This is a genomic window from Shewanella morhuae (assembly GCF_900156405.1).
GTDB classification, from domain to species: Bacteria; Pseudomonadota; Gammaproteobacteria; order Enterobacterales; family Shewanellaceae; genus Shewanella; species Shewanella morhuae.
On sequence record NZ_FTNN01000009.1, the window covers coordinates 146,837 to 159,115 of the forward strand.

The window sequence follows — 12,279 nt, forward strand, 5'->3', positions numbered from 1 at the left end:
AAAAGTCAGGAACTACAGGTTTTTTTACCATCACTGTCTTGGGACGATTCGCCAGATTGTGCTATGGTAAAGCAGTATTCCATTGTTGTAGGTGGCTAACATTGAGTATTAAACATTGAACATAAAAATTATTAAAACCTTAGGCGATGGTCATCGTTATATGAAGACTTGGCCGATGGTTAGACAACTGGGTTTTTATTTCCCTGAGTATCGCGTTGTCCGAGCGACTCAGTTAGCCATACTTGTTATGCCAGTACTGGCTATTTTGGTGAGCATCAGCCAGATATATATCCATGGTTGGGCATTTCTGCCTCAAGCGGCAACGCTCGGTTTATTTTTTGTTAGCCTGCCATTACAGGGCTTATTATGGCTAGGTTGGCGTGCGCGCCATCCTCTACCGTTATCATTATTCGACTGGAGCAATCAGCTCAGTGCTAAGTTGTCTTCCATGGGGATCAATTGCCAAAACTTAGGCGCTAAGGCCTGTTATCTTGATATGGCACTGATTTTAAAAATAGCCTTTGAACGTTTAGATAGCAGTTATTGGGAAGAGCTTTAAGCCTTATCCATATGAGCTATTTTGCCATCGCCAATTAATAAATCGCGTTAATTCCTTGCTGTACAAATACTGCTTTGATTTTTTCCATGGTTTCTCGGCTTGGAGGTGATACTCCATCAAGCTGATAGTGTTCGCCCATGGCTTCCCACTTGTGTTTACCTAATTCGTGATAGGGCAGTAACTCTACCTTTTCAATGTTCTTCATCGGTTTGATAAACTCTGCCAGTTGTAATGCCGATGCTTCATCATTGGTAAAGCCATCTAATACCACATAACGTATCCAAGTGGGTTGATTACGTTTTGCCAAGTATTGCGCAAATTCCAGCGTTCTATGGTTACTGACTTTGGTTAACTCAATATGCTTGTCATCATTCATATGTTTGATGTCCAGTAATACTAAGTCTGTGTTGTCGAGTAACTCATCAATCACTGGCGTGTACTTACGCACAAAACCATTGGTATCTAAACAGGTATGGATCCCTTCTTTTTTGCAGGCTGCGAATAATTCAGCAACGAATTCGGCCTGTAAAATGGCTTCACCCCCACTGGCAGTCACGCCGCCATTGCTGGCATCAAGAAAAGGTCGATAGCTGGTGATTTGGCTCATGAGCTCATCAACCAGCACTTCTTTACCGCCATCAAGATCCCAAGTGTCACGGTTATGGCAATACTGGCAGCGCATTAAACAGCCTTGCATAAAGGTGATAAACCGTATGCCTGGACCATCTACTGTGCCAAAGGATTCCACCGAATGGACTCGACCAATAACTGCCATTGTGACTCCTGTTTTAATTAAGTAGGCTATAGCATTAGTCTACTATAGCCCCACCTAATTTAGCTTATAGACCTTTAGTAAATGTACGCGTGATCACATCTTGCTGCTGTTCTGGTGTCAGTGAGTTGAAGCGCACCGCATAGCCAGAGACTCGTATGGTCAGTTGTGGATACTTTTCTGGATGTTTGATGGCATCTTCAAGCATCTCACGGTTCATCACGTTGACGTTTAAGTGCTGACCACCTTCTTTTTTGTCATTGTGGTCGAAATATCCGTCCATCAATGCTGATAAGTTAGTCCGGCGAGCACCCTCATCTTTACCTAGCGCGTTTGGCACGATTGAGAAGGTGTAAGAGATACCATCTTGAGCGTGGGCAAACGGCAGTTTAGCGACTGAGGTTAATGAGGCGATAGCGCCTTTTTCATCACGGCCATGCATGGGGTTTGCGCCCGGTGCAAACGGTGCTCCTGAACGACGACCGTCTGGCGTGTTACCGGTTTTCTTACCGTAAACTACGTTTGAGGTAATCGTCAGAATCGACTGCGTTGGGATAGCATTACGGTACATTTTACGGTCACGAATTTTCGCCATAAAACGTTCAACTAAGTCACAGGCGATATCATCAACACGTGGGTCGTTGTTACCAAATTTTGGATAGTCACCACTGATGTCGAAATCGACTGCTATCCCATTTTCATCACGAATTGGTTTTACGGTCGCAAATTTGATGGCTGACAGTGAGTCGGCTGCGATAGATAAACCCGCAATACCACAAGCCATAGTGCGACGAACGTCTCTGTCGTGTAGCGCCATTAGGGCCGCTTCGTAGGAGTACTTGTCGTGCATGTAATGGATTGAGTTCAGTGCTGTGACATATTGCGTTGCTAACCAATCCATTAAGCCATCTAAACGAGTCATCACATCATCAAAGTCTAATACGGCGTCGGTGATAGGGGCAGCTTTAGGGGCAATTTGGATTTTCAGTTTTTCGTCAACGCCGCCGTTAATCGCATATAGCATGGTTTTAGCTAAGTTAGCGCGTGCACCGAAGAACTGCATGTGTTTACCCACAACCATTGGGCTTACACAACAGGCGATAGCATAATCGTCAGATTGGAAGTCTGGACGCATTAAATCATCGTTTTCGTATTGGATTGAGCTGGTGTCAATAGACACTTTGGCACAATACTCTTTGAAACCCACTGGGAGTTGTTTTGACCACAATACGGTGATGTTTGGCTCTGGGCTTGGACCCATAGTGTAAAGGGTGTTCAAGAAACGGAAGCTTGATTTAGTCACTAACGTCCGGCCGTCTATACCCATACCGCCGATAGATTCTGTCGCCCAAATAGGGTCGCCAGAGAATAGTTCATCGTATTCTGGGGTACGTAGGAAGCGCACCATACGTAATTTCATCACGAAATGGTCAATCATTTCCTGAGCTTGTTGCTCAGTTAATGTGCCTTTTTTAAGATCGCGTTCAATATAAATATCGAGGAATGAAGAGGTACGGCCTAATGACATCGCTGCACCGTTTTGGCTTTTCACTGCAGCTAAATAGCCGAAGTAAGTCCATTGAATTGCTTCTTGTGCAGTGGTTGCCGGGAGTGAAATGTCACAGCCATATTTTGCGGCCATTTTTTTCATTTGGCCCAGAGCACGGTGTTGCTCGGCGATTTCTTCACGTAATTGAATCACACTCGATAATTCTTCACCCGCTTCAAACTGCGCTTGCAGTGAACCAAATTGGGCAAACTTATCTTTCATTAAATAATCGATACCGTAAAGCGCCACGCGGCGATAGTCACCAATAATGCGGCCACGGCCATAAGCGTCAGGCAAACCGGTTAAAATACCGGACTTACGACAAGCCATAATTTCTGGGGTGTACACATCGAACACGCCTTGGTTATGGGTTTTACGCAGTTCTGAATAGATGTATTTAACATCAGCATCTAACTCGCGATTGTAGGCGGCACATGAACTTTCCACCATACGAATACCACCGTTAGGCAACATAGCGCGTTTAAGCGGCGCATCTGTTTGTAAGCCAACGATAGTTTCTAATTCTTTATTGATGTAGCCAGCGTCGTGAGAGGTGATGGTAGAAACCATCTTAGTATCGAAATCAACCGGTGCGTGGGTACGGTTTTCCTGTTTGATACCATCCATGACTTTGTCCCACAGTTTTGTGGTTGCGTCAGTGGCACCTGCAAGGAATGACTCATTACCTTCAAACGGTGTGTAGTTTTGTTGAATAAAGTCGCGGACATTGACTTCAGATTTCCAATCGCCTGGGGTAAAACCTTCCCATGCGTTGGCAAATAGTTCAGTTTTTTCGGTCATCGTACTAATACCTTCTGGTTTAGATAAAGGTTATTGGCGATCAGCGTGAAGCGATGCTGAGTATAAGCCAATAGCTAATTCCTGAAATAAAGCTCCCTTCATGATGACGCCCTATGATGGGAACTGGATTTTGAAGTGCGTGTTACTTTATTAACGCAGTCACTCCAAAAGTCTGTCTATTGATAGCCGATAAGATGACAACAATTGCTACTGCTATTATCGGTTACCGATGATTCCTTTAATTGGTAAGACCAATTGTCCATGTACATGTTAGCATAGGTCACTGACTATCACATCTTAAAGGGAATAGTTTGTGGTTGGTTAATCCTAAATTTGTTAGCTAGGTAACATTTATTGGTCACTATAAGGATTACAGCATGCTTTTTAACCTAGTGTGACATTAGAGTTTTACAGAGTGTAAATTCAATCTGTACAGCTTAGTTAAGATCTACTGTCTCTTTTTATCGAGGATAAATCTATCCTCGTATAGGTTGATTTTTGATTGGGTAATAAAGTTAATCAGTTACCGCAGTTGTGATCCCTATTTTAGGCTATGTACTGAGTTGGTTGTCTGAAATAAACCGGTTATTAAGCGTGTTATTAGAGCATGCCGATTTAGCAATGTTACGTTGTTAGCCACGCCTTCGTTAATCTGCACATTGAAATGCCATTACTCTTTCTTTAGGTAAAAATCATTGAAATTTATATGGTTAAATGGTTTGGCGTTTGCCTTCCTAGGTTAACCCCCAATATTATCTAATAAAACCATCTTATGCCCCAAAGGTACTTTAGCTAAGTCGCAGCGGGTTTGATAACCCTGTGTAAGGGGTAACTCAATAGTGCTGAAGGTTCACTTAAACGGTCATTATAAAAGTGGCATAACTTGGTGCGCGCACATGCTTGGTAGTGCGACAGGTGAGTTTGGAAATAGCGTAACATTGGTAAGACCAATTAACCTTTATTGACCTGCAGTTCAAAGTTTTGATATTTTTGGTGTGAATGACATCACGCTTTAACAATATCGGCTTCGCAGTCTAAAGGCGTTGTATGGTACAAAGCGAGGCTTTAGTGAATCATGATTTAAGCACATAGTTTAAGCGATTATTACGGCCAATTATTAGGATAGCGATCCCTAAAATCCACTCAATAGTGTCGCAGGAGATACACATGCGATGCATTCAAGTTTGTTTATCTAACGTTGGAGTCATGCTATGAAAAGCCCACATCCATCAGCAGGAGTGTCAACGGTGGCAAACAGCGCAGATGATACGCCGCAGGTTTCTGCTCCTATAAGTTGTTACAGCCAAGCAGAAATTTACGCTAAGAGCAAAGTGACGAAAGCACCGATACAGTCCTTTGCTTTAGCGGTATTTGCAGGTGTCTTTATTGCCTTAGCCTTTGTGTTTTACCTCACCGTGACCACTGGGGCTGGTGATGCGCCTTGGGGTTTAGTGCGTCTTGTGGGGGGAATTGCTTTTAGTTTAGGTTTAATCTTAGTGGTTGTTTGCGGTGGAGAACTGTTCACCAGTTCTGTACTTAGCACTGTTGCTTGGGCACAAAAATACGTCTCGGGGACTGAATTACTTAAATGTTGGTGCCGTGTCTATGCCGGTAATTTTATTGGCGCCATGTTAATGGTGGGCTTAATCACCGCCGCGGGTATGTACGAACTCGATGGCGGTAACTGGGGGTTAAATGCGCTTAAAGTGGCACAACATAAATTGCATCACTCATGGCTCCAAGCATTTAGCCTGGGTATCTTATGTAATATGTTGGTTTGTTTTGGCGTGTGGATGACATTCTCGAGCCGTGACATGTTGGCTAAATCGCTATTGTTAATTTTACCCGTTGCTATGTTCGTTAGTAGTGGTTTTGAACACAGTATCGCTAACATGTTTATGGTGCCTATGGGAATGACTATCCAAGCTATCGCTAGCCCTGAATTTTTTGCATCCTTAGGTGTCACTCAAGAACAGTTTGCCGATTTAACCGTGGCTAACTTTGTATTCAATAATTTGATCCCTGTTACGCTTGGGAATATTGTTGGTGGCGGTGTGGTTGTAGGTTTAGGTTATTGGTGGATAGAGCAATGTAAAACAACCTTAACTGAGCCGCATAAAGCTCACTATGACAAGGTATCAACATCTTATACGCAGGATGAAACAACTCAGCATTCAACCGAGCGTAAAATAACTAAGCATTCGTAGTTTTTTAAGCTACTCGGTAGAGTAATAATAAATGCCCAGCATAAAGTTGGGCATTTTTATTTTTTTAGCAAATTGATGTTTTATACCAGTGCAGTGTAAAAAGTGATAATGGTTAATGTTGTCGATAAATGGATATTGTATAAGCATAAAGCGATCGAGTTGAGTGGTGTTTTAGAATGATGCTAAATCTATTTTTCATAGGAAATGTTGAATACTTTTTAATAAAAAAAAACGGCATCTTAGGATGCCGTTTTTCGTGTTCGTTTAACTTAAAAACGTAGATTAAAATTTAAAGCTTGCTGTGGTGTGGAAGAATCTGCCTACATTGTCGTATACCGCAGCTCCTGCGCTTGTACCGGTTGTTCCGTAGGGTAAGTCACGGTCAAACAGGTTATCAACACCAAATTTGAGCGTCACACCTGAGTCAAAAGCATAGGCAACAGAGATATCGCTGATAAAATAATCGCCATATTCTAAATTGCTGCTTGGGTTAGCATTAAGAGCCAGTTCTTTATCAGTGTAGAGACTTACACCTTCAATAAAGCGGGTTCTCCAGTTAGCGCTCCATTGCTCAATGGCATAGTTCAATGACCAGTTAGCTTGCCACTTCGCGTAACCTAATGTTCCCGCTAATTCTTCAAAGTCATCAGGATCATCTTGAAAAGAATAGTTTTTACGCTTGAGTAAACGGGTGGCAATTAAATTAGTCCGAAAATCACCTTTTAGTGCCTCAAAGTGATAACCGATATCAAAGTCAATGCCTGCGGCTTCTAAAGCGGCGATATTGAGCGATGACAGTTTGATAGAGGATATTTCATGAGTCGATGGATTGCGTGTGAGTAATGCGCAGTACTCGTTATTAATACCTGCGGTTGAATCAACACAACGGTCGATAATATTTTGTGCACTGACCGAGGAGATAGCGTTATTAATAGCGATATCCCAGTAGTCAGTTGTGATAGATAAACCATCAATTAAACTAGGCTGATAAGCGAATCCGACGGTATAGCTGGTTGATTCCTCTGGGGCTAAATCGCGATTACCGCTGCTCACACCTTCTATTCTTAGTGAGTCGTAATCAGAGTTAAAATCTGCTGGAATACCTAACGCAGCGCAGTTAGCTTTACGTATATCAGGGGTGCTTAAATCGTTTAAGTATTGGGTTCTGCATGAGTCATTAACTTTGATAAAATTTTGACTTGCGGCGCCATATAACTCACTGATATTTGGTGCCCTGATGGCTTCAGAGTAAGTTGAACGGACACGCAGTTCATCATTGACTTGCCAGCTTAGGCCCGCTTTCCAAGTGGTTGCATTGCCGATAGTGCTGTAATCTGCAAAGCGGACTGCAAACTCCATATCAAGTTGACGGACCATCGGTAAATCAGTCAGTAAGGGCACGCTCACTTCTGCGAAGACTTCTTTGACATCAAAGGCCCCTTTATCTTCACCTAGAACATTAAAGAAGGTGCCTTGTGCGTTTGTAGGTTCAAAAATTTCACTTTGTTCCTTACGATATTCCACTCCCGTTGAAAACCCCACAGCTCCTGCTGGCAGTTCAAACAAAGCTGAGTTTGTGACTGAGCCACCAAGAACCGTTTGTTTAATAGCCGAGGTTCCCGTTGAAGTGGTGTTGACGTAATCAACCGCCGCTTGGCTTGGTTTGCCAAAACCAAAAATATCTAAGGCAACACAACCTGCTGCTCTGGCATTTTCATCACGACATACCGCATTACCATCGACAGTGATTGAGTCTAATGCATGTTGGTAGTTGGCGAGTACGAGGTTATTTTTATTGACCCGCTCAAGATCTGTTTGGCCATAAATGCCATAGACATCGTAATTCCAGTCTTTAAAAACTAATCCTTCAAGACCCATTACATAGCGCTGGGTTTCACGGGTATCGTCTTCTATCCGTTGACCGAGATCTGTCATAAAACGATTGATATTAAGGCTGTCGAGTGGCGCAGGATCGCCATTGGCATCTTTATTGGCTTTCATTAATGCGATGAGCTCTGGGCTAATAAAAGCATTATCGATTTTGATATCGTTATTTTTGAGAGGATCGCTCACTTTGCCAAAGAAAAGTGCAGGCTGCCTTTCATTGGTCGATTGACTATTGACATATTTCGCTTCGAAATAGCCGTTTAGCGAGTCGTTGAATTGGTAATCTGATTTGAAGTTAATGTTATAACGTTTAAATTCTGGTTGTAGCTCAACAAATTGATTGATATTCAGATAATCACAGTCGACACAGTTAATACCGTCTACGTTAGGACCAGAATACACATCACGTAATGCACCATCGGCATTAAAGGTTTTCCAACCATCTAAAAAGAATGTTCCCGCATTACTAATGACAAAAGGGCCACTATTAGGTGTGTAATATTTATCAGGATCCGATGGGTGATTAGAATCGATTGGCTTGCCATCGGGTCCTATTGGACGATGGGTATTTTTAAAGTTTGTAAATGACGTTGAGGTTTGCTCGCGATCAAATGCTTCTAATTGATTTTGAGCACTGTATTCTACTGCAAAAGCCGCATTACCGCGTTCTTGGTCGAAATTAGTTCCGTAAGACAATGACAAACGGTCTTTAGCATGTGGATTATCGTCAGCCCAGCCTTTAGTGGCAGATACATCGAGTCCTTCAATATCCTTTTTTAGAATAAAATTGACGACACCAGTTACGGCATCTGCACCATAAATGGCCGATGCGCCACCAGTAATGACTTCAACTTTATCAACCCAAACACTGGGTATGGTATTGATATCAACAGAAGCGGTCCCAGCAGAACTGGCAACATGACGTTTACCATTTACCAGTACCAGCGTTCTGTCGGTGCCCATACTTCTTAGGTCTAAAAGGTTTAATCCTGAAATACCAATAAAACGTCCAGAATTGGCTAAAGAAAACGTGCTACCCAGTGCAGGCAATTGATTTAACGCTTCACCAATATTGGTGACACCCGTTGATAGCAATTCATCGCCAGTGATAACCGTAACGGGTGTTGGCGCCATGGCTCCCTCTCTAATAATACGAGAACCCGTTACTTCGATACGTTCAAAAACCGCCTCTTTTTCAGCAGCAAATACCGAAAAAGTTGATAAAGCGGCAGTTGCTGCGTTAGCCATTAATGCAAAGTGAACTGCTTTTGCTAATGTAGGATTCATGTATATTTTATTACCTTTATATTATACCAATCACATTAACTATCGAATCAGTTCAGAGCCTCACAGGTATTTCAATCCGAGGCGCATTGACGCAGAAATGGTTATTCCTTTTTAAGTCAATGCAACACGGGAGTGGGATGCCTGTGAGTCTCCAGAAGGGCGGCTGATTTAACTGCATGGCAACCGCTTTATACTGCGTTTAAGGCTTTCGACAGAGCACCACAATGTGCCTTGTCTAAAGCGCGTTGAACTCCCGCTGAATGAACAGATATTTAATACGATTGGGTATTACATCGTTTGATTTTTAATGGCGTAAATACATATCCAAATTTGTGATTTTAATTAATTTGGAGCATATTTAAATTTTGGGTGGATATAACCATAACGGCATCATAAATGCAATGTTGTAAATGCAGGTCAATATGTTTTTTAATGTAAAGCAAAATGAATTTTTGGTTCTTGAAATTGACCTTAAAAATTAGTTAATGCTTATTTAGTGGCGGTAATAGCGCTAAGTTAATACTCTGTTTTTTGTTTTTCTTTTGTTGCTGCTTCTTATTTTTCTGTAACATTTTAGATTGTTAAATGTCTGATTTTACATTGTCATTGCGTTTTTAAATGATGTCGAGGTGAGTTTTTATTTTATCGCCAGAGGCATTTAATAATGAAGGCTGTAGAGTGATTATTTTATTATTATGAACATATGTGTAATAACATGCTGTAATGAATATAAATCACTCATTTTCATTGCTGCATCAAGCGTGTTTATCAAGTGATAAAGTATTAAATAGAATTAGTCTTACTTAAAGTTAGTTATTTGCTGCTTAATATTGCTGTTTTTTCCATCGTTTTAAATTGCAGCGGGAAGTAGTGTGCTAAATAGCGTAGTGCGACATAGACAACCACTAAGGTCGCGATCACCAGTTCGAATTCCGCTAAGTATTTTAACCATGCGCTTAACTCACCCATATTACTAAATTGCGCTAACCAGGTTGTGGTTTTAAAAAGTGCCGTCGCTCCGATAACCATTGGGAAGGTAAATGCGGCGTAGCCAGGGCTAAAAGGTAATTTCAATAGATGAAAGAAAGCCAAGTAGATAACGCTAGTCATCAAAATAGCGACACTGAGCAGTAAGGCCACTAAAGGAATCGAGGGGTGTTCGCACACCGTCAGATAACCCGCCAGTGACAAACTCGCTGGGGCTGCCAGAATCGCAATAGTGGGTTTAGCCGCGTCTGGTATCGCTTGACAGAAAATAAGCCGATAAAGCATTAAAGGCAGCATGACTAAGTAAGACAACATACCGAAAATCAAAATAGCATTCACTAGCCATTGGTAATCCGATACGGGAAAAGATACCGCCGCGACGATAATACCAATAGGGGGCACAAACCAACTGGGCACCATGTGTTCGAGTTTAAAATCAATGGCACGATAGTAGATAAATGCGCCTAAGAAGATCAGATGAATAGCGATGGCTGTAAGCCATAATGCTAAGCCTGTATTAGGAAAATAGTCGCCCAACGATTTAGATACCACCATCAGCCCCATGGCGAAAGTAGGGATCACGCTACCAATCACTGGGTGGCTGAGCTCTTCTTTTAAAATATTTGGATGCAGTACAAATTTACCCATGAGCAATAATAGTAAAATGGAAGCAATGATTGCCCCAGTGACTTGACCTGCGCCATTAAGTGAAGGCGTCATGTTCTCCCAAGTCCAACCTAAGCTGGCAATAGCGAGTGCGAGTCCTGCAATAGGACTGGGAAGTTTAGCTGCCTGTGATGTCCAGTGTTTACGTCTTGAAGTCATTTTAAAACCCTCTCAATACCAATGGCTTAACATAGCTTCGATAGGAGCGCTGTTTTGATATAGGGATTATACTAAGGGTATCAATGGTAAGAAAATTTGATTAATGTTATTCATAAATTAAATTTTTCTTACTATGAAGGAGTGGCAACTGATTTTTCTAACGTATGGAGGATGAGCAATTTGTATAGCAGGTGTGTGCTTCAAGCTAAGGCTATTGATGTGAGCACTATTTTGTTTGATGTCGTGTAATTAGCACATTCTTTAGGTGTGAGTTTGCGTAATGAAATAATAGACATACCCCGCCCAAGCCGTAGCTGAGCGGGGTAAGGACGATAGGTATCGATTACTGCACGTTTTCTTCGTCGCCAAATTGGCCTTGGAACAACACGGTAGATAAATAACGTTCTGCTGCTGATGGCAGAATAACCACAATTGTTTTGCCCGCAAACTCAGGTAATGCAGCAATCTTATTGGCAGCCACTACCGCAGCGCCAGATGAGATACCCGCTAAAATACCTTCTTCAACCATTAAACGACGTGTCATCTCAATGGCTTCATCGTTGGTGACGGCTTCGACACGGTCAATCAACTCTAAATCTAAGTTGCCAGGAATAAAGCCTGCACCAATACCTTGGATTTTATGTGGTCCAGGTTGAATAGGCTGGCCTGCCAATGTTTGCGCAATAACAGGTGAATCCGTTGGTTCAACGGCAACGGTAGTGATGGTTTTGCCCGCTACTCTTTTCAAGTAACGGCTTACACCCGTGATAGTGCCGCCAGTACCCACACCTGCAACAAATACATCTACTTCACCATCGGTATCATTCCAGATTTCTGGACCTGTGGTTTTTTCATGTATTTCTGGGTTTGCAGGGTTATTAAATTGTTGTAATACAATGTATTTTTCAGGAGCTGATTGACGAATTTCTTCAGCTTTATCAATTGCTCCTTTCATGCCTTTTGCGCCTTCTGTCAGCACAACATTCGCACCAAGTGCTTTGAGCAGCTTGCGACGCTCTAAACTCATGGTATTTGGCATTGTTAGGGTTAATTTGTAACCACGAGCAGCTGCAACATAGGCCAGCGCAATACCCGTGTTACCAGATGTAGGTTCGATCAGTTCATGATCTTTAGTGAGCAGGCCTTTTTTTTCGGCATCCCAAATCATATTGGCACCGATACGGCATTTCACACTGAAACTTGGGTTGCGTGCTTCGACTTTGGCCAGTACGTTACCTTGGCTAACACGGTTTAAACGTACTAACGGAGTATTACCAATAGTATATGAATTATCTTCGAAAATTTTGCTCATGGATTGCTTGCTCCTATGTTTTCACTATTGAATCATAATCGGCTGTAGTATTTTTAGAAGTGATTGTTTGTTCTTCGTTATGCTATTTAGTTA

The 12,279-nt window shown here is 42.1% G+C and carries 7 protein-coding genes; 2 read left to right on the top strand and 5 right to left on the bottom strand.

Translation table 11 applies throughout. From position 1 onward, the window contains the following. The first annotated feature begins 115 nt into the window (after window positions 1–115). Window positions 116–559 (top strand): terminus macrodomain insulation protein YfbV, encoded by a 444-nt coding sequence (gene yfbV / locus BW947_RS12320; protein ID WP_107883200.1) that lies wholly within the window; start codon window positions 116–118, stop codon window positions 557–559. A gap of 34 nt (window positions 560–593) precedes the next feature. Here the strand turns inward: yfbV and pflA are convergent, their stop codons facing one another. After that, on the bottom strand, window positions 594–1,334 hold the full coding sequence (gene pflA, locus BW947_RS12325; RefSeq protein ID WP_076499994.1) for a pyruvate formate lyase 1-activating protein: 741 nt from the start codon (window positions 1,332–1,334) through the stop codon (window positions 594–596). Window positions 1,335–1,398: 64 nt separating this feature from the next. After that, window positions 1,399–3,681 (bottom strand): formate C-acetyltransferase, encoded by a 2,283-nt coding sequence (gene pflB, locus BW947_RS12330; RefSeq protein ID WP_076499996.1) that lies wholly within the window; start codon window positions 3,679–3,681, stop codon window positions 1,399–1,401. A gap of 1,211 nt (window positions 3,682–4,892) precedes the next feature. Here pflB and focA point away from each other — a divergent pair. After that, complete coding sequence (gene focA / locus BW947_RS12335) at window positions 4,893–5,888, top strand: formate transporter FocA (RefSeq protein WP_076499998.1); 996 nt, start codon at window positions 4,893–4,895, stop codon at window positions 5,886–5,888. A gap of 282 nt (window positions 5,889–6,170) precedes the next feature. Here focA and BW947_RS12340 read toward each other — a convergent pair whose 3' ends face one another. The 3 genes from BW947_RS12340 to cysK all read right to left on the bottom strand — a co-directional run bounded on the left by BW947_RS12340 (window position 6,171) and on the right by cysK (window position 12,186). Then, window positions 6,171–9,062, bottom strand: coding sequence for a TonB-dependent receptor domain-containing protein (locus tag BW947_RS12340; RefSeq protein WP_076500000.1), 2,892 nt, complete (start codon window positions 9,060–9,062; stop codon window positions 6,171–6,173). An 813-nt stretch (window positions 9,063–9,875) separates the two neighbouring features. Beyond that, window positions 9,876–10,874, bottom strand: coding sequence for a TDT family transporter (locus tag BW947_RS12345; protein WP_076500002.1), 999 nt, complete (start codon window positions 10,872–10,874; stop codon window positions 9,876–9,878). 343 nt (window positions 10,875–11,217) lie between these two features. Then, window positions 11,218–12,186: a cysteine synthase A gene (gene cysK, locus BW947_RS12350; protein ID WP_076500004.1), complete on the bottom strand. Its 969-nt coding sequence runs from the start codon at window positions 12,184–12,186 to the stop codon at window positions 11,218–11,220. Window positions 12,187–12,279: the final 93 nt, after the last annotated feature.